We start from the raw sequence: 19,310 nt of genomic DNA on the forward strand, positions 1-19,310 counted from the left end.
CATGAGTAGACCCACCCCGCTGAGCGGGTTCCCCGAGTTCCTGCCCGAGCAGCGCGTCATCGAGCTGCAGGTCATCGACCGGCTCCGGCGTACCTTCGAGCTGCACGGGTTCGCCAACATCGAGACCCGCGCCGTGGAGCCGATGGACCAGCTGCTGCGCAAGGGGGAGACCTCCAAGGAGGTCTACGTGCTGCGCCGCCTGCAGGCCGACGAGCAGCAGACCGACGCCGGGATGGGCCTGCACTTCGACCTCACGGTTCCGTTCGCGCGCTACGTGCTCGAGAACGCCGGCAAGCTGGAGTTCCCGTTCCGGCGCTACCAGATCCAGAAGGTGTGGCGCGGCGAGCGGCCGCAGGAGGGCCGCTTCCGCGAGTTCGCCCAGGCCGACATCGACGTGGTCGGCAAGGACACCTTGCCGTTCCACCACGACATCGAGGTCGCCCGGGTGATGGCCGAGGCGCTCGTCGCGCTCCCGCTGCCGCCGATGCGTCTGCAGGTCAACAACCGCAAGCTGATCCAAGGCTTCTACACCGGCATCGGCGCCACGGACATGGAGGCCGTGATGCGGGTCGTCGACAAGATGGACAAGGTCCCCGAGGACGTCGTACGCCAGCTGCTCGTCGACGAGGCCGGCCTCGATGACAAGCAGGTCGAACAGTGCCTGCGCCTGGCGGCGGTGCGGAGCAGCGACACGGGGTTCGTCGAGGAGGTCCGGGCCCTGGGCGTCACCAACGAGCTGCTGGAGGAAGGCCTCGGCGAGCTTGCTGCGGTGGTCGAGGGCTGCGCGGACCTGAACACCGACCGGTTCACCGTCGAGGCCGACCTACGCATCGCCCGCGGTCTGGACTACTACACCGGCACGGTCTTCGAGACCCGGCTCGAGGGCTTCGAGGGGCTCGGCTCGATCTGCTCGGGGGGGCGCTACGACTCGCTTGCCAGCGACGGCCGGACGACGTACCCCGGCGTGGGCATCTCCCTGGGCCTGAGCCGGATGCTCGTGCCGCTGGTCGCCAAGGGCGTCCTGACCAGCGACCGCAAGGTGCCCTCCGTCGTCCTCGTCGCACTCGCCGACGAGGACAGCCGGCCGGTCTCCGAGGCCGTCGCCCAGCGCCTGCGCGCTCGCGACATCCCGACCGAGGTGGCCGCCTCGGCACAGAAGTTCGGCAAGCAGATCAGGTACGCCGAGCGCCGCGGCATCCCGTTCGTCTGGTTCCCCGGAGCCGACGGGGGAGTCGACCAGGTCAAGGACATCCGCAGCGGCGATCAGACCGACGCCGATGCGGACGCCTGGACGCCGCCCGTCGAGGACCTGACCCCCACCATCGTCTCGCACAGCCTTGAGGAGCTCTCGTGATCCGCACCCATGACGCCGGCAGCCTGCGCCCCGAGCACGCCGGGCAGACCGTCACCCTGGCGGGCTGGATCGGCCGCCGGCGCGACCACGGCGGGGTGGCGTTCCTCGACCTGCGCGAGGCCTCGGGCGTGGTGCAGGTCGTGGTCCGCGACGAGGAGGTCGCCCACCACCTGCGCTCGGAGTACTGCATCAAGGTGACCGGTGAGGTCTCGATGCGCCCCGAGGGCAACGCCAACCCGAACCTGCCGACCGGCGAGATCGAGGTGATCGCCGCCGACGTCGAGGTGCTCAGCGCGGCCGCACCCCTGCCGTTCCCGATCGACGAGCACGTCGAGGTGGGCGAGGAGGTGCGCCTGAAGCACCGCTACCTGGACCTGCGGCGGCAGGGGCCCGGTGACGCGATCCGGCTGCGCAGCAAGGTGAACCGCGCCGCCCGCGCCGTCCTCGACGAGGCCGGCTTCGTCGAGATCGAGACGCCGACGCTGACCCGCTCGACCCCCGAGGGGGCCCGTGACTTCCTGGTGCCGGCCCGGCTGCAGCCGGGCAGCTGGTACGCCCTGCCGCAGAGCCCCCAGCTCTTCAAGCAGCTGCTGATGGTCGGGGGCATGGAGCGCTACTACCAGATCGCGCGCTGCTACCGCGACGAGGACTTCCGCGCCGACCGGCAGCCGGAGTTCACCCAGCTCGACATCGAGATGAGCTTCGTCGAGCAGGACGACGTGATCGCGCTCGCCGAGGACGTCCTCAAGGAGGTCTGGCGGCTGATCGGCCACGAGATCGACACCCCGATCGAGCGGATCACCTACGACGAGGCGATGCGCCGGTTCGGCACCGACAAGCCCGACCTGCGGATGGGCCTCGAGCTCGTCGAGTGCACGGAGTTCTTCCAGCACACCCCGTTCCGGGTGTTCCAGGCGCCGTACGTCGGTGCCGTGGTGATGCCGGGCGGCGCGAGCCAGCCGCGCAAGCAGCTCGACGCCTGGCAGGACTGGGCCAAGCAGCGCGGCGCGAAGGGCCTTGCCTACGTGCTCGTCGGCGAGGACGGCGAGCTCGGCGGACCGGTCGCGAAGAACATCAGCGAGGACGAGAAGGCCAAGATCGCCGACCACGTGGGCGCCAGGCCCGGGGACGCCATCTTCTTCGCCGCCGGGGCGCCGAAGCAGTCGCGCGCCCTGCTCGGCGCGGCACGCCTGGAGATCGGCCGGCGCGTGGGCCTCATCGACGAGTCGGCGTGGAAGTTCGTGTGGGTGGTCGACGCGCCGCTGTTCGAGCCCGCCGACGAGGCCACCGCGGCCGGTGACGTGGCCGTCGGCAGCGGAGCGTGGACCGCGGTGCACCACGCGTTCACCTCACCGAAGCCGGAGTGTCTCGACACCTTCGACACCGACCCCGGCAGCGCGTTGGCCTATGCCTACGACATCGTCTGCAACGGCAACGAGATCGGTGGCGGCTCGATCCGTATCCACCGCGAGGACGTGCAGAAGCGGGTCTTCTCGGTGATGGGGATCGGCGAGGCCGAGGCGCAGGAGAAGTTCGGCTTCCTCCTCGAGGCGTTCAAGTACGGCGCTCCGCCGCACGGCGGGATCGCCTTCGGCTGGGACCGGATCGTCGCGCTGCTTGCCGGCACCGAGTCGATCCGCGACGTGATCGCCTTCCCGAAGACCGGCGCGGGGTACGACCCGCTGACGGCTGCACCCGCCCCGATCACGCCGCAGCAGCGCAAGGAGGCGGGCGTGGACGCCAAACCGGAGGAGAAGTCCGCGAAGGCCGAGGGCGCCGAGACCGACTGAGCGGTCTCGGGCCCGCGTTCGGCGCGGCCCCGGGAGCCACGAGAGCCATCCGCCCGGAACCCGGCGGGCTCGGCACTGACACAACAGGTCAGGTGACCGGTTGTGACGGCCGGCGACGCGCTTTTCCCGTCCCTACAGGTCAGATGAGCGATCTGGACGGTGCCGGACTGATCCGGATATCGGACGCCGTGGGCTGGTATCAGATCGTTACCTGCTCCGAGCATGCATGAAACACCCAGTGGTTTACAGTCCTTGCGGCTGTAAGAGGCCCCCATCAGGAAAGTCAGGTTCTCATGTCCACGACCGCTCAGCTCGAGAGCTTCGAGGAAGGTCTCGAGGCCGAGGGTGGTGTCGACAAGGTCATCGCCGGCAAGTCGCCGATGCGGATCGCGTTCCAGCGGCTGCGCTCGGACAAGGTGGCCGTGATCTCGGCCGGTGTCGTCCTGCTGCTCGTCCTGCTCGGGGTGCTCGCGCCGGTGATCACCGACGTCTGGGGCATCCACGCGACGATCGACGACCCCGACGCGCCGCCGCTGACCGAGGTGCTGTCCTTCGACGGCTTCCCGTCCGTCGGTCCGCCGTACTACCCGTTCACGTGGGAGCACCCGCTCGGGATCGCGCCGGGCAGCGGCGTCGACAACCTGGCCGCGCTGCTCTACGGGCTGCGCACCTCGCTGCTCGTGGCCACAGCCGCCACCGTGCTCGCCACCGTCATCGGGATCACCATCGGCCTGGTGGCCGGCTTCGCCCGCGGCTGGCTCGACCGGGTGATCTCCTTCGTCATCGACCTGTTCCTGTCGTTCCCGTTCATCCTCGGTGCACTGGCGCTGGCGCCGATCATCACCTCACGCTTCTCCACGGACCTCGACGCGCTGGGCCGCGCACAGGTCATCGGCCTGGTCAGCGTCCTGGTGATCTTCGGCTGGATGAGCCTGGCTCGCCTGATCCGCGGTCAGGTGCTGTCCCTGCGCGAGCGGGAGTTCGTCCAGGCCGCCCAGGTGATGGGTGTGCCCACGCGCAGGATCCTGTTCAAGGAGCTCCTGCCCAACCTGGTGGCTCCGATCGTGGTCGCGATCTCGCTGCAGCTGCCGGCGTTCGTCGCCGCTGAGGCGGGCCTGTCCTACCTGGGCATCGGCCTCACCGGTTGGCCGTCGCTGGGTCAGACGATCAATGACGCGGTGGACTCCTTCGAGAACTACCCGCTCTACCTGTGGGCGCCGGTCATCACCGTGATGGTGCTGGTCCTGGCGCTCAACCTCCTCGGCGACTCGATCCGAGACGCCTTCGACCCCAAGACTCGCCGGTGACCAACTCATCGGGGGATTGCACAACCAACCAGGAAAGGGTGGGTTAGGAATGCGGTTCAAGAAACCGATCATTGCCGCCACCGCCGTGGGAATGCTCGCGCTGGCCGCATGCGGCGGCAACTCGAGCAACGGCAACGGCAATGAGGGCCCCGACGCCGGGGGTATCGACTCCGAGAAGCTCGGCTCCGCCGGCTCCGGTCGTGACGCCGAGCGCGAGGGCCCGGTGACCATCGACGGCGCAGCCGAGGGCGGCACCGTCAAGGTGGTCAGCTATGCAGGCCTCAACACGATGGACCCGACCGAGGCGTACTACATCAACACCTCGTCGATCCTCATGGGTCTGGTGACCCGCTCGCTGACGCAGTACGTCTACGACGAGGAGAACGGGGACATGGTCCTCGTGCCCGACCTCGCCACCGACCTCGGCACCCCCAACGAGGACTACACCGAGTGGAAGTTCACGATCCGTGAGGGCGTGAAGTGGGAGAACGGCGAGGAGGTCACCGCCGAGGACGTGCGCTACGGCATCCTGCGCTCCTTCGACCGCGCCACCTTCCCGGAGGGCCCGGCGTTCAGCAACGACTACTTCCTCGACGGCGACAAGTACAAGGGCCCCTACAAGTCGGGCACCGACTACGCCGGTGTCGAGGTCGACGGCCAGACGCTGACCATCAAGATGGCCACGCCGTTCCCCGACATGCCCTACTGGGGCGCGTTCCCGGCCATGGGTCCGGTCCCCGAGGGCAAGGACCAGCCTGAGAAGTACCGCATGCACCCATGGGCGACCGGGCCGTACATGTTCGACAAGTACGTCCCCGAGAAGTCGCTGACGCTGGTGCGCAACCCGCACTGGGACCCGAACACCGACCCGGGCCGCACGCAGTACCCGGAGAAGTACGAGTTCAACTTCCAGACCCAGAGCAACAAGATCGACCAGATCCTGTTGGCCGACCAGGGCGACGGCCAGGTCACGATGACCTACGACGACGTGCTGCCGGAGAACTTCCGCAAGTTCCAGAACGAGCACTCCGACCGGCTCGAGCTCGGTGGCCAGCCCTGCACGATGTACTGGGCGCCTGACTACCGCCAGGTCACCGACAAGAAGGTCCGCGAGGCGATGGCCTACGCGTACCCCTACCGTGACGCAGCGCTGGCCGGCGGCTACATCGAGGGTGTCACCCGGATCTTCGGCAACAACCTGATGCCCCCGGGCATCCCGGGCCGCACCGAGTTCCAGACCTTCGACGACCTGGCTCCCGGTGAGACCAACACCGAGAAGGCCAAGCAGCTGCTCGAGGAGGCCGGCGCCGTCGGCTTCGAGGTCAAGTGGCTCTTCGCCAACGACAACGCCGAGTCCGTCAAGGCCAAGGACGTCGTCGTGAAGGCGCTCGAGGCCGCCGGCTTCAAGGCCAGCCCGGTCGCCACCACGGTCGCCGACCTGTCCACCGAGCGCGCCAACCCCGACAACAAGGACATCAACGTCCGCAGCGCCGGCTGGTGCTCCGACTGGCCGTCGGGTGGCTCGTGGTTCCCGCCGGTGCTCCAGTCGACCAACCTGGAGGAGGAGGGCCTGGGCGCCAACTACGCGGCGTTCAGCGAGCCCGAGGTCGACCAGCGCATCAAGGACGTCCTGATGATGCCGGTCGAGGAGCAGGCCGACGCCTGGAACGAGCTCGACGAGTACATCGCGAAGGAGTACTTCCCGATGTTCATCCTCGGCTACGGCGGTGTCGCGCACGCGCACGGTTCCAAGATCCAGGGTCACAACGTCGACCCGACGTTCGGCATGCCGACCTGGAAGGACATCTGGGTCCAGCAGTGACCCGTTTCCGACCAGGGCCATGAGCCCTGCCGGAAAGCACACTGAGCGTCGTGGGGCGGGGGCCCGACAGGCCCCCGCCCCACGACCGAGTCGGGAAGTAGGTAGTACCCCATGGCGGGCTTCATCGTCCGGCGCCTGTTGTCGTCGTTCCTCGTCGTCGTCCTGACCTCGATGTTCGTGTTCGCGCTGTTCTTCCTCGGCCCGAGCAACCCGGCCGGTCCGGTCTGTGACGCGCAGGGTCGCTGCACCGCAGAGCGGCTCGAGGCGATCGAGGAGCAGATGGGCCTCAACGACAGCGTCGTCACGCAGTACGGCGAGTTCGTCGGCGGGCTCTTCCACGACCGGACCGTCTCCGTCGGTGGCGACTACACCTGCGAGGCGCCCTGCCTCGGCATCTCCTACGGCAGCCGGCAGGAGGTCCGCAAGGAGCTGATGGACAAGTACCCGGCGACCTTGTCGATCGCCCTCGGCGGCGCCGCGATCTACCTCGTGCTGGGGGTGACCCTCGGCGTGCTGGCCGCGAGGTGGCGCGGCACGACCGCGGATCGGCTGCTCGTCGGCAGCAGCCTGGTGATCTCCTCGATCCCCTACTACCTGTTCGCTCTTCTGGCCTGGATCTTCCTGACCCTGAAGTGGAGCGTCTTCCCCAGCACCGGTTACACGCCCCTCACGGAGAGCCCGGTTGCCTGGGCGTCAGGTCTGCTGCTGCCCTGGCTGGCCATCGGGATCACGAACTCCACGCAGTACGCCCGGTTCTCCCGCGGTTCCATGGTCGAGACGCTCGGTGAGGACTACATCCGCACCGCCACGGCCAAGGGGGTCAAGTCCAGCAGGGTCGTCTTCCGCCACGGCCTGCGCGCCGCGATCGTGCCGATCGTCACGATCTTCGGTCTCGACTTCGCGGCCCTGCTCGCCGGTACCGTCTTCACCGAGCAGATCTTCGACATCAACGGCGTGGGCTGGTGGGCGCTCGACGCGGTCACGGCTCCGCAGGACTTCCCGGTGATCCTGGCGACCGTGCTCGTGAGCGCGGTGCTGGTGGTCCTGGCGAACCTGATCGTCGACATCGTGTACAGCTTCCTTGACCCCCGCGTGAGGATGTCATGACCAGCTTCCTGACCGACCAGAGCGCCGCCCACGACGCCGGCGTCGACGAGGACTTCCTCGTCGTGGAGAACCTCTCGGTCCAGTTCCCGACCCATGACGGGCTGGTGCAGGCCGTCTCGGACCTGTCCTACTCGGTGCGGATGGGCGAGACGCTCGGGATCGTGGGGGAGTCCGGCTCCGGCAAGAGCGTCTCCTCCATGGCGGTGCTCGGCCTGCACGACGAGAAGCGCAGCCGGATCGTCGGCTCGATCCGGGTCGGCGGCAAGGAGATCATCGGCGCGTCGGAGTCCACGCTGCGCAAGATCCGCGGCAAGGAGGTCGCGATGATCTTCCAGGACCCCCTGACTGCGCTCCACCCCTTCTACACCGTGGGCCGGCAGATCGCCGAGGCCTACCGGATCCACCACGACGTGCCGGAGAAGGCCGCCCGTGACAAGGCGATCGAGATGCTCGACCGGGTCGGCATCCCTCAGGCGCGCAACCGCGTGGACGACTTCCCGCACCAGTTCTCCGGCGGCATGCGCCAGCGCGCGATGATCGCGATGGCGCTGGTCAACGACCCCAAGCTGATCATCGCCGACGAGCCCACGACGGCCCTCGACGTGACCGTGCAGGCCCAGATCCTGGACCTGCTCCAGGAGCTCCAGCGCGACTTCAAGTCGGCGATCATCATCATCACCCACGACCTCGGTGTCGTCGCCGAGATGGCCGACGAGGTGCTGGTGATGTACGGCGGCCGGGCGGTCGAGAAGGGTCCCACCCGGGAGCTGCTGACCCACCCGGAGATGCCCTACACCTGGGGCCTGCTGTCGAGCATGCCGGACGTCTCGGCCGGCACCGACGGCCGGCTCGTGCCGATCCCCGGCAACCCGCCGAGCCTGCTCAACCCGCCGTCGGGCTGCCCGTTCCACCCGCGCTGCCCGCACGTGGACAAGGTCCCCGGCGACCTGTGCCGCACCGAGCTGCCCCCGTTGGTGCCCGGACGACGCGGCCCGCACCACCTCAAGCGCTGCCACCTGCCCGACCCGGACGCGATCTACGAGCACGACGTGCGTCCGATCCTCGCCGTCGACCCGGCCGAGCCGGGCTCCAGCCCCGGCGGCGAGACCGGCGCAGAAGGACAGCGGTGACCAGGAAGATGACCCCGATGACCCAGCCGGAGACCACCTCGCCGAGCGCCGCCACCGGTGCGCCGCTCCTCGAGGTCACCAACCTCCGCAAGTACTTCCCCGTCAAGTCGGCCGGACTGGTGCGGCGCACGATCGCCCAGGTGCAGGCCGTGGACGGCGTGTCGTTCCAGGTGCAGGCCGGCCGGTCGCTCGGCCTCGTCGGCGAGTCCGGCTGCGGCAAGTCGACCACCGGGCGGCTGATCACCCGGCTGCTCGACCCGACGTCGGGCTCGATGAAGTTCGAGGGCCAGGAGATCTCCCACCTCGACCGCAAGCAGATGCTGCCGCTGCGGCGCGAGATCCAGATGATCTTCCAGGACCCCTACAGCTCGCTGAACCCCCGGCACACGGTCGGCACGATCATCGGCACCCCGCTGCGGGTGCACAAGATCGTCCCCGAGAAGCAGGTGCTCAACCGGGTCCGGGAGCTGCTCGAGGTGGTCGGCCTCAACCCGGAGCACTACAACCGCTACCCCAGCGAGTTCTCCGGCGGCCAGCGCCAGCGGATCGGCATCGCCCGGGCGCTCGCGCTGCAGCCCAAGCTCCTCGTCGCCGACGAGCCGGTGTCGGCTCTGGACGTCTCGATCCAGGCACAGGTGGTCAACCTCCTGCAGGACCTGCAGAAGGAGTTCGGGGTCGCGTTCTTGTTCATCGCGCACGACCTGGCCGTCGTACGCCACTTCTGCCCCGAGGTGGCCGTGATGTACCTCGGCAAGATCGTGGAGATCGCCGACCGGGATACCCTCTACAACCGGCCGCACCACCCCTACACCCAGGCCCTGCTGTCGGCCGTGCCGGACGTGAAGCAGGCCGCCATCGGTGGGCGCAGGGAACGGATCCGGCTCGAGGGCGACGTGCCCAGCCCGGTCAACCCGCCCTCGGGCTGCCGGTTCCGGACCCGCTGCTGGATGGCGCAGGACATCTGCGCCAAGCAGGAGCCGCCGCTGCTGCAGATCGGGCCCACGCACAAGGTCGCCTGCCACTTCGCCGGCGAGTTCGGGGCGATGCCGACCCACCCGGTCACGTTGAGTGCGCTCGGCGTGGACGAGAAGGGTACGCCGGTCGCCGGCGCCACCCCGTCGGCGGAGGACCTGAACCGCCCCGGCTTCAGCGACACGTGGACCGACCTCGAGACCCACAAGCAGACCTCCTCGACGCTGCTGGCCGACCGGATCGCCGAGAGCGACGACGGGACGGCCACCCGCTGACCCGCGGTTAGGGTTGCGGGGTGGACGGACTCTTCGACTACGCCGAGGGCGACACCGGCGACACCGCCGGGTCCGCGGGCACGCTCGCCGGCAACACGCACACGAGCGCGCCGCTCGCGGTCCGGATGCGCCCGCGCACCCTCGACGAGCTGGTCGGGCAGCAGCACCTGCTCGCCGCGGGTTCCCCGCTGCGCCGGCTCGTCGAGGGCGACCAACCGATGTCGCTGCTGTTGTGGGGTCCGCCGGGCACCGGGAAGACCACGATCGCCTCGATCGTGTCGGGGCAGACCAACCGCCGCTTCGTGGAGGTCTCGGCGGTCGCGGCGGGAGTCAAGGAGGTCCGCGCCGCGATCGACGCGGCTCGTCGCGAGCTGACCCGCGGCGGCCGGGAGACGGTGCTGTTCGTCGACGAGGTGCACCGGTTCACCAAGGCCCAGCAGGACGCGCTGCTGCCGGGGGTGGAGAACCGGTGGGTGACGCTGGTCGCGGCCACCACGGAGAACCCGTTCTTCTCGGTGATCTCGCCGCTGCTGTCGCGGTCCCTGCTGCTGACCCTCGAGCCGCTCACCGACGACGACGTCCGCGGGGTGCTCGAGCACGCTCTGGCCGACGAGCGCGGCCTCGGCGGTGCGGTCGAGCTCGAGCCGGACGCCGAGGACCACCTGGTCCGGCTGGCCGGGGGCGACGCCCGACGCGCGTTGACCTACCTGGAGGCCGCGGCCGGCGCCGCGCTCGCCAAGGGCGAGAAGGTGGTCGACGTGGCCACCACCGAGACCGCGGTGGACCGGGCCGCGGTGCGCTACGACCGGCAGGGCGACCAGCACTACGACGTGACCAGCGCCTTCATCAAGTCCGTGCGCGGCTCCGACGCCGACGCCGCGCTGCACTACCTGGCGCGCATGGTCGAGGCGGGGGAGGACCCGCGGTTCATCGCCCGCCGCCTGGTGATCCTCGCCAGCGAGGACATCGGGCTGGCCGACCCCACGGCGCTGACCACCGCGGTCGCCGCGGCGCAGGCGGTGCAGCTGATCGGGATGCCGGAGGCGCGGCTCAACCTGGCCCAGGCGACGATCGCGCTGGCGCTGGCCCCCAAGTCCAACGCCGTGATCAAGGCGATCGACGCCGCCAGCGCGGACGTCCGCGCCGGAAAGATCGGGCCGGTGCCGGCCCACCTGCGCGACGCGCACTACGGCGGCTCGAAGAAGCTGGGGCACGGCAAGGGCTACCGCTACGCCCACGACGAGCCCTACGGGATCGCCGAGCAGCAGTACGCCCCGGACGTCGTCGCCGACGCCACCTACTACCGGCCCACCAGCCTCGGCGCGGAGGCCGGACTGAAGGAGCGGTGGGAGCGGGTGCGGGCGATGGTGCGCGGCGCCGGCTCGCGGCCCGCAAGGTAGGGTCAGCGTCTATGACTACGGCACTGTGGGCAGCCCTCGGCGTCGTGTCAGCCCTGTTCCTCGTGCTCCTCGGCCTCGCCGTCGCCGCCGTGAGGTCGGGCCGGCGCGCCGCCGCCCGGGAGCGCGCCGCCAGGGCCGACCTGGAGGAGCTGCGGGACCGGCTCGACGCGTTGGCCGCGGAGCTGGCGGAGGCCCGGCCGCCCCAGGCACCCGTGGCCCACGACGCCGAATACCTGATCACCGACGCCGGCGCCGCGCGCGACCTGCCGCAGGTGCCCGAGCGCGCGGTGCTCTCGGTGACGGTCGGGGAGCCGCTGGTGAAGGCGGCCGCCTTCGGGTGGGCCCTGCGACGGGTGCTGTCGGCGGAGTCGCGCAACCGGATCGCTTTCGAGATGCGCCGTGAGGTGAAGCGCGCCCGCAAGGCGCGACGCCGGGCTGCGCGCCGTACCCGTCTGGCCACCGCCCGCAGCGAGGAGGCAGCATGAGCCGGACCCTCTGGTTCGTCGCCGGGGCGGCGACCAGCGCCTACGCGCTCGCCAAGGCCCGCCGCGCCGCCGAGGCGTTCACACCCGAGGGGGTCCGGGACCGGCTGGCCGGACTCAGCCTGGGCGCCCAGCTGTTCGGCGAGGAGCTGCGCAGCGAGATGTCGGTCCGCGAGAGCGAGCTGCGCGAGCGGCTCGGGCTCGACGGGCCCGCCGAGATCGGTGCCGCGCCGGCGCCGCCACTTCAACTGACGAGAAAGGGCAACACCTGATGGACACCGCGGAGATCCGCCGACGGTTTCTCGCGCACTTCGAGGAGCGCGGACACCAGGCGGTCCCCTCAGCCTCGCTGTTGCTCGACGACCCGAACCTGCTGTTCGTCAACGCCGGCATGGTGCCGTTCAAGCCCTACTTCCTGGGTCAGGAGTCCCCGCCGTACAAGCGCGCGGTGAGCGTGCAGAAGTGCGTGCGGACCCTCGACATCGAGGAGGTCGGCAAGACCACCCGCCACGGGACGTTCTTCCAGATGAACGGCAACTTCTCCTTCGGCGACTACTTCAAGGAAGGTGCCATCGAGCACGCCTGGGAGCTGGTCACCGGGTCGCGGGACGAGGGCGGCTACGGCTTCCACCCGGACAAGGTGTGGGTCACCGTCTACGAGGACGACGACGAGTCCGCCGGGCTGTGGCGCAAGGTGGCCGGGCTGCCCGAGGAGCGGATCCAGCGCCGCGGCAAGAAGGACAACTACTGGCACATGGGTGTCGCCGGTCCCGGCGGCCCGTGCAGCGAGATCTACATCGACCGCGGTGCGGAGTACGGCCCCGACGGTGGCCCCGTCGTCGACGAGGACCGGTTCCTGGAGATCTGGAACCTCGTGTTCATGCAGTACGAGCTCGAGAACGTGCGGAGCAAGGAGGAGTTCGACATCCGCAGCGATCTCCCGAGCAGGAACATCGACACGGGCATGGGCCTGGAGCGGGTGGCCTACCTGCTCCAGGGCAAGCAGAACCTCTACGAGATCGACGAGGTGTTCCCCGTCATCGAACGCGCCTCGGAGCTGTCCGGCCGCCGCTACGGTGCCTCCCACGAGGACGACGTGCGGTTCCGGGTCGTCGGCGACCACGTCCGCAGCGCGCTGATGCTGATCGGCGACGGCGTGACCCCCGGCAACGAGGCGCGCGGCTACGTCCTGCGGCGGCTGCTGCGCCGCGCGGTCCGCTCGATGCGCCTGCTCGGGGTCGACGAACCGGTGCTGCCCGAGCTGCTGCCGGTCAGCCGCGACCGGATGAAGCTGTCCTACCCGGAGCTCGAGCGGGACTGGGGCCGGATCTCCGCGGTGGCGTTCGCCGAGGAGGAGGCGTTCCGCACCACGCTCAAGGCCGGCACGAACATCTTCGACCTCGCCGCGTCGGAGGCGAAGAAGGCCGGGCGCAGCAGGATCGAGGGCGCGCAGGCGTTCTCGCTGCACGACACCTACGGCTTCCCGATCGACCTCACCCTCGAGATGGCCGCCGAGCAGGGGCTCTCGGTCGACGAAGAGGGGTTCCGCAGGCTGATGACCGAGCAGCGGGAGCGGGCGAAGGCCGACGCGAAGTCGAAGAAGGGCAAGCACGCCGCGGCCGGTGCCTACCGGGAGGTCGCCGACAGCATCGGCGCCGCGGTGGAGTTCACCGGCTACAACGAGGTGGTCTCCGAGGCGACCGTGCGCGGGATCGTGGTCGGCTCCGGCACGGTGAACGCGGCCCGGGAGGGCGACGAGGTCGAGCTGGTGCTCGACCGGACCCCGTTCTACGCCGAGGGCGGCGGCCAGCTCGCCGACCAGGGCGTCATCGAGCTCGCCAACGGCGCGGTCGTCCAGGTCCGCGACGTCCAGTCCCCGATCAGCGGGCTGATCGTCCACCAGGCCAAGGTGCTCAGCGGTGAGATCGTGCTCGGCGCCGAGGCGCAGGCACTCGTCGACATCGAGCGCCGCCGGTCGATCAGCCGCGCGCACACCGCGACGCACATGGTGCACAAGGCGTTCCGGGAGGCGCTCGGGGAGACGGCCACGCAGGCCGGCTCCGAGAACGCCCCGGGACGCTTCCGGTTCGACTTCTCCGCCACCGGCTCCGTGCCGGCGTCGGCGATGGCCGACGTGGAGGCGCGCGTCAACGACCTGGTGCTCGCCGACCTCGCCGTCCACGCCGAGGTGATGACGCAGGAGGAGGCCCGCCGGTCCGGTGCGATGGCGTTGTTCGGTGAGAAGTACGGCGACCAGGTCCGCGTGGTGTCGGTGGGCGACTGGGCCCGCGAGCTGTGCGGTGGCACGCACGCCGGCCGCTCCGGCCAGCTTGGCGTGATCAAGCTGCTCGGAGAGTCCTCGATCGGCTCCGGCGTCCGCCGGGTCGAGGCGCTCGTCGGTGGCGACGCGTATCGGTTCCTGGCCCGCGAGCACGTGCTGGTCGCCCAGCTCTCCGAGCTGCTGAAGGTGCGGCCCGAGCAGCTGCCGGAGCGCGTCGGTGACATGGTCGAGAAGCTCCGCACCGCCGAGAAGGAGATCGAGAAGGTGCGGGTCAGCCAGCTCCTGGCAGCCGCGGCCGAGCTCGCCGCCAACGCCACCGACGTCTACGGCGTGCGCTTCGTCGGCCACCGGGTGGACGGCGCCAACGCCGGCGACGTACGCAAGCTCGCGCTCGACGTACGCGGGCGGATCCCGGCGTCGGTGCCCGGCGTCGTGGTGATCATCGGCTCCACCGACGGCAAGCCGTCGGTGGTGGTCGCGGTCAACGACGAGGCGCGCTCGTGGGGCGTGTCGGCCAACGAGCTGGTCAAGGCCGCGGCCGGCGCCCTCGGCGGCAGCGGGGGCGGGAAGGACGATGTGGCCCAGGGCGGCGGCACGGACGTTGCCAACGCCGACCAGGCGTTGCGCGACGTCGAGCATGCCGTCGGCCGGGCGGTCACCGCGGGACGGCCCTGACCCGGTGCGACCCGGAGTCAGGATCGGCGTGGACGTCGGGGATGCCAGGATCGGCGTCGCTCGCAGCGACCCCGCGGGGCTGATCGCCACCCCGGTGGAGACCGTCGCGCGCGGTGCCGGCGACCTGACCCGGATCGCCGCGATCGCGGCCGAGGAGGGCGCGGTCGAGGTGGTCGTCGGGCTCCCGCGGTCCCTCTCCGGCGGGGAGGGGCCGGCGGCCCGCCGCGTGCGCGACTTCGCGCGCCAGATCGCCGAGGCGGTGGCTCCGGTCCCGGTGCGGCTGTGCGACGAGCGGCTGACCACCGTCACCGCGGAGTCCGTGCTGCGCGAGCGCGGCAAGAAGGGCAAGAAGCGTCGCGCCGTCGTGGACCAGGCCGCTGCCGTGGTCATCCTGCAGAATGCCCTTGATACCGAACGCAGCGCGGGGGCTGTGCCCGGTGAACTCCTCGATCTAGGACAGACGTGAGCGATCTCGGACTCGACCTCCAGCACGAGCGGACCCACCGGCGGCGCCGGAGGCACCGGCGCCGCAACGGCCTCGGTTGCCTCGGCGTGCTGGTGGCGCTGGCCGTGCTCGTCGGAGGCGCCTACTTCGCCTTCGACACGGCGATGTCGGCGCTGCGCGACCGGTTCGACCCGGCCCCCGACTACTCCGGCACCGGCAGCGGGTCGGTGGTCGTGGAGGTCCGGTCCGGCGACAACGCCTCCGACATCGCCCGCACCCTCGTGGAGCAGGACGTGGTCAAGAGCGTCGAGGCGTTCACCGACGAGGCTGTCGCCGACCCGGACTCGACCAGCATCCAGGTCGGGTTCTACGAGATGCGGCTGCAGATGTCGGCCCGCGCAGCGCTGGACCTCCTGCTCGACCCCGCCAACATGGTGCAGAGCGCGGTGACCATCCCCGAGGGCTACACCGTCGACCAGATCGTCGACACGCTGGCGGAGAACACCGACTTCTCGGCGAAGCAGTTCCGGAAGGCGCTGGACCGTCCCCAGCAGATCGGGCTTCCGTCGTACGCCGGCGGCAACCCGGAGGGCTACCTGTTCCCGGCCACCTACATGGTGCCGCCGAACGCGACCCCTGAGTCGATCCTGACCATGATGGTCGACCGCTGGCGGCAGGCCGCAGACGAGGCCGACCTCGAGGGTGCAGCAGAGCGGCTCGGCTACACCCCGGCCGAGCTGATGGTGGTGGCCAGCCTGGTCGAGGCCGAGTCCAACCGCGACGCCGACCGCGGCAAGGTCGCCCGGGTGATCTACAACCGGCTCGAGACCGACGCGACCAACCGGCTGCTCCAGATCGACGCCGCGGTCAACTACGCCCACGACCGCAACCTCGGCGTCGCTCTGACGCTGGAGGACCTCGAGATCGACTCGCCGTACAACACCTACAAGAACCCCGGCCTCCCGCCGACCCCGATCGAGGCACCCGGTGACGCCGCGATCGAGGCCGCGGCGAACCCGGCGGACGGGCCGTGGGTGTACTACGTGACGGTGAACCTGCGGACCGGCGAGACGAAGTTCGCGGAGGACTACGACGAGTTCTTGAAGTACAAGGCGGAGTACAAGAAGTACTGCGAGACCTCCGACGCCTGCTGACCGGAGGAGACGAATGACCACCCGTTGCGCCGTGCTCGGCAGTCCGATCGCGCACTCGCTCTCCCCGGTGCTGCACCGGGCGGCGTACGCCGAGCTCGGCCTGGACTGGGAGTACGACGCGCGCGAGGTCCGCGCCGACGAGCTCGCCGGGTTCCTCGACTCGCTCGACGAGACGTGGCGGGGCCTGTCGCTCACGATGCCGTTGAAGCGCGCGGTGGTGCCGCTGCTCGACGAGCTCTCCGACCGCGCGGTGCAGGCGCAGGCGGTGAACACCGTGGTGCTCGAGGGTGGCCGCCGGGTCGGTCACAACACCGACGTCCCCGGTGCGGCGGCCGCGATCCGCGAGCGCACGGACGTGTCCCTGCCGACCGCGGTGGTGCTCGGTGGCGGCGCGACCGCGGCCTCGGTGCTGCTCGCGCTCGCCGACCTCGGCTGCACCTCGGTGCGCGTCGTGGTCCGTGACCCAGACCGGGTCACCGACACGCTGGCCGCGGCCGCGCGGCACCCTGCCCGCCCCCGCGTCGACGTGGTCACCTTCCGAGAGCTGGTCCAGGAGGCCGAGACGGTGCGCCCGGCGATCCTGGTCTCGACGATCCCGGCGGAGGCCCAGGGCGAGTCGGTGCTGCGCGCGGCGGCCGCGGCGTCGGTGGTCTTCGACGTGCTCTACCACCCGTGGCCGACCCCGCTGGCGAGGTTGGCCACGGTCGAGGGGAAGCCGCTGGTGTCCGGCCTGGATCTCCTCGTGCACCAGGCGGCTCTGCAGGTGCGTCTGATGACCGGCGCCGGCGAGGTGCCGGTCGCCGCGATGCGGTCGGCCGGCACCGCGGCGCTGGAGTCCGCCGACGGCTGACCGCCCGCAGCGCCCTCGAAGTCTCCCCGCCTGCCCGGCCGCCCTTACGCCGAGCCTGTGGTCTGCCCTCTTGACGACATGAAGTATTCTTCAAGTGTCGAACCCGCCACTGACAGGAGTCGTCGTGCCCGTGCCGCTCTACCAGGCCAAGGCGGAGTTCTTCCGCACCCTCGGTCACCCCGCGCGGATCCGGGTCCTGGAGATCCTGAGCGAGGCGCCGACGCCGGTCCACGGGCTCCTGGCGCAGATCGACATCGAGGCGAGCAACCTGTCCCAGCAGCTCTCGGTGCTCCGGCGCGGCGGGTTGGTGATCCAGCGCCGTGAGGGGGGAGAGGTGATCTACTCCTTGGCCGTGCCGGAGGTCCGCGACCTGCTCGCTGCCGCACGTCACATCCTGCAGTCCCAGTCCGCGGCCCGCGGTGAGCTCGTCGACGAGCTCACCCGCGAGCGGGGCGGCGCCCGATGACCACGTCGGTCCAGCACACCGCCCCTCGGGGCGCGCTGCTGTCCCGCGCGCGTGCCCTGCTGCCGCACCGCCGGGACCTGGTCTCGATGACCCGGTCGCCCCGCCGCGACCTCGTCGCGGGTCTCACCGTCGGGATCGTGGCGCTGCCGCTCGCCCTGGCCTTCGGGATCAGCTCCGGCATGGGCGCCGCCGCCGGCATGGTCACCGCCGTGGTCGCCGGGGTCCTCGCGGCCGTGTTCGGCGGCAGCAACCTCCAGGTCAGCGGTCCGACCGGGGCGATGACCGTCGTCCTCGTGCCCATCATCGCCGAGTACGGCGGCCAGGGGGTCCTCGTCGTCGGCCTCATGGCCGGACTGCTCCTCGTCGCGATGGCGATCGCCGGAGCGGGCCGCTACGTCAAGCTGATCCCGCTGCCGGTGATCGAGGGCTTCACGCTCGGCATCGCGGTGATCATCGCCGTGCAGCAGGTCCCTGCCGCCCTCGGCGTGCCCGCCGAGGGGGAACAGGTGGTGGCGGTCGCCGCCCGAGCGGTGCTGGACTGGCTGGGAGACCCGGACTGGTGGCCCGTGGCGATCGCGGTCGGCGTCGCGCTGCTGATGCTGCTCGGCGCCCGGCTCCGGCCGTCGCTGCCCGCCTCGCTGATCGCGGTGGCGGCGGCCACCGGCCTGGCCGAGCTGCTCGGCCTCGACGTCGTCCGGATCGGGTCGCTGCCCAGCGGCCTGCCGGCGCCTGCGGTGCCCGACGTGCCGTGGGCCGAGATCCCCACCCTGGTGCTCCCGGCCGTCGCCGTCGCCCTGCTCGCGGCGCTGGAGAGCCTGCTCTCGGCGACGGTGGCCGACGCGATGAGCGTCTCCGAGCGGCACGACCCCGACCGGGAGCTGTTCGGCCAGGGCGTGGCCAACCTCGCGGTCCCGCTGTTCGGCGGCATCCCGGCCACCGCGGCGATCGCCCGGACCGCGGTGAACGTCCGCAGCGGAGCCGGGTCGCGGCTGGCGGCCGTGGTGCACGCGCTGGTCCTGCTGCTCGCGATGGTCTCGCTGGGCCCGCTGGTCGGGGTGATCCCGCTCGCCGCGCTGGCCGGCGTCCTGGTGGGCACCGCGGCCCGGATGGTCGAGGTCTCCAGCGTCCGGGCGCTGCTGCGCTCGAGCCGCAGTGACGCCGCCGTGCTGGTGCTGACCGCGCTGGCCACCGTGGCGCTGGACCTGGTCACCGCGGTGGTGCTCGGCGTGCTCGTCGCCGGGGCCCTCGCCCTGCGCCAGATGGCGCAGGAGGCCCGCCTCGAGGAGGTGCCGATCGGGCCGGTGTACGCCGGCAGCGACGGGGAGGTCGCCGAGGAGCAGGCACTGCTCGACGAGCACATCGTGGCCTACCGCCTCGACGGCCCCCTGTTCTTCGTCGGTGCCCACCAGTCGCTGCTCGAGCTCTCCGAGCTCAGCGACATCCGCGTGGTCATCCTGCGGATGTCCCGCGTCGCCGCCCTCGACGCCACGGGTGCCGCCGTCCTCCGGGACACGATCCGCCAGCTCGAGCACCGCGGCATCACGGTGCTGCTCTCCGGTGTCCGCGAGAGGCACAGCCGGGTGCTCGAGACCCTCGGTGTCTACAAGAGCCTCGCCCACGAGCGGCACCTGTTCGCCACGACGCCCGAGGCGATCGCCCACGCCCGCCTGCACGCTGCCCACACCCCGCACAACGCTGCCTGATCCGGGGGCCACGCGGGGCTAGGCTCCTGACTCAGTGTCAGGGTGACAGCGCCGCTATCGCGGTGGTTGGGTCCTGATCACCTGGTGTCTGGCTCAT

Annotated in this window: 16 protein-coding genes; all 16 read left to right on the forward strand. The window is 70.7% G+C overall.

Translation table 11 applies throughout. The features are described from left to right. Nucleotide 1 precedes the first annotated feature (1 nt). The 16 genes from hisS to ACYVIH_RS20485 all read left to right on the forward strand — a co-directional run bounded on the left by hisS (nt 2) and on the right by ACYVIH_RS20485 (nt 19,213). Nucleotides 2-1,354, forward strand: a complete 1,353-nt coding sequence (gene hisS, locus ACYVIH_RS20410) for a histidine--tRNA ligase (RefSeq protein ID WP_460871376.1) — start codon at nt 2-4, stop codon at nt 1,352-1,354. Beyond that, on the forward strand, nt 1,351-3,144 hold the full coding sequence (gene aspS, locus ACYVIH_RS20415; protein WP_460871377.1) for an aspartate--tRNA ligase: 1,794 nt from the start codon (nt 1,351-1,353) through the stop codon (nt 3,142-3,144). Before hisS ends, aspS begins: the two co-directional genes overlap by 4 nt. Nucleotides 3,145-3,437: 293 nt before the next feature. Further along, complete coding sequence (locus ACYVIH_RS20420) at nt 3,438-4,451, forward strand: ABC transporter permease (RefSeq protein ID WP_460871378.1); 1,014 nt, start codon at nt 3,438-3,440, stop codon at nt 4,449-4,451. Nucleotides 4,452-4,500: 49 nt separating this feature from the next. Further along, nucleotides 4,501-6,273 carry an ABC transporter substrate-binding protein gene (locus tag ACYVIH_RS20425; protein ID WP_460871379.1) on the forward strand — a complete coding sequence of 591 codons (1,773 nt, stop codon included), beginning with the start codon at nt 4,501-4,503 and terminating at the stop codon, nt 6,271-6,273. Between the two features lie 111 nt (nt 6,274-6,384). Further along, the gene (locus tag ACYVIH_RS20430; RefSeq protein WP_460871381.1) at nt 6,385-7,380 is read left to right on the forward strand and encodes an ABC transporter permease; all 996 of its coding nucleotides are present in this window, start codon (nt 6,385-6,387) and stop codon (nt 7,378-7,380) included. Beyond that, a complete protein-coding gene (locus tag ACYVIH_RS20435; protein ID WP_460871382.1) occupies nt 7,377-8,510 on the forward strand; it encodes an ABC transporter ATP-binding protein in 1,134 nt (377 codons plus the stop codon). Before ACYVIH_RS20430 ends, ACYVIH_RS20435 begins: the two co-directional genes overlap by 4 nt. An 8-nt stretch (nt 8,511-8,518) precedes the next feature. After that, nucleotides 8,519-9,757, forward strand: a complete 1,239-nt coding sequence (locus ACYVIH_RS20440) for an ABC transporter ATP-binding protein (protein ID WP_460871395.1) — start codon at nt 8,519-8,521, stop codon at nt 9,755-9,757. A gap of 20 nt (nt 9,758-9,777) precedes the next feature. After that, complete coding sequence (locus tag ACYVIH_RS20445; protein ID WP_460871383.1) at nt 9,778-11,157, forward strand: replication-associated recombination protein A; 1,380 nt, start codon at nt 9,778-9,780, stop codon at nt 11,155-11,157. 11 nt (nt 11,158-11,168) lie between these two features. Then, nucleotides 11,169-11,642, forward strand: coding sequence for a hypothetical protein (locus ACYVIH_RS20450; RefSeq protein WP_460871384.1), 474 nt, complete (start codon nt 11,169-11,171; stop codon nt 11,640-11,642). Next, nucleotides 11,639-11,911 (forward strand): DUF6167 family protein, encoded by a 273-nt coding sequence (locus ACYVIH_RS20455; RefSeq protein ID WP_460871385.1) that lies wholly within the window; start codon nt 11,639-11,641, stop codon nt 11,909-11,911. Before ACYVIH_RS20450 ends, ACYVIH_RS20455 begins: the two co-directional genes overlap by 4 nt. Next, on the forward strand, nt 11,911-14,595 hold the full coding sequence (alaS, locus tag ACYVIH_RS20460) for an alanine--tRNA ligase (RefSeq protein WP_460871386.1): 2,685 nt from the start codon (nt 11,911-11,913) through the stop codon (nt 14,593-14,595). Before ACYVIH_RS20455 ends, alaS begins: the two co-directional genes overlap by 1 nt. A gap of 4 nt (nt 14,596-14,599) precedes the next feature. Further along, a complete protein-coding gene (ruvX, locus tag ACYVIH_RS20465) occupies nt 14,600-15,061 on the forward strand; it encodes a Holliday junction resolvase RuvX (RefSeq protein WP_460871387.1) in 462 nt (153 codons plus the stop codon). Then, nucleotides 15,058-16,194: an endolytic transglycosylase MltG gene (gene mltG / locus ACYVIH_RS20470; RefSeq protein ID WP_460871388.1), complete on the forward strand. Its 1,137-nt coding sequence runs from the start codon at nt 15,058-15,060 to the stop codon at nt 16,192-16,194. Before ruvX ends, mltG begins: the two co-directional genes overlap by 4 nt. Before the next feature lie 13 nt (nt 16,195-16,207). Further along, nucleotides 16,208-17,044, forward strand: coding sequence for a shikimate dehydrogenase (locus ACYVIH_RS20475; RefSeq protein ID WP_460871389.1), 837 nt, complete (start codon nt 16,208-16,210; stop codon nt 17,042-17,044). Nucleotides 17,045-17,168: 124 nt separating this feature from the next. Beyond that, nucleotides 17,169-17,510: an ArsR/SmtB family transcription factor gene (locus tag ACYVIH_RS20480; protein ID WP_460871390.1), complete on the forward strand. Its 342-nt coding sequence runs from the start codon at nt 17,169-17,171 to the stop codon at nt 17,508-17,510. Beyond that, nucleotides 17,507-19,213 (forward strand): SulP family inorganic anion transporter, encoded by a 1,707-nt coding sequence (locus ACYVIH_RS20485; RefSeq protein WP_460871391.1) that lies wholly within the window; start codon nt 17,507-17,509, stop codon nt 19,211-19,213. The genes ACYVIH_RS20480 and ACYVIH_RS20485 overlap by 4 nt, the downstream gene beginning before the upstream one ends. Nucleotides 19,214-19,310: the final 97 nt, after the last annotated feature.

It is taken from the genome of Nocardioides pakistanensis (assembly GCF_054781215.1).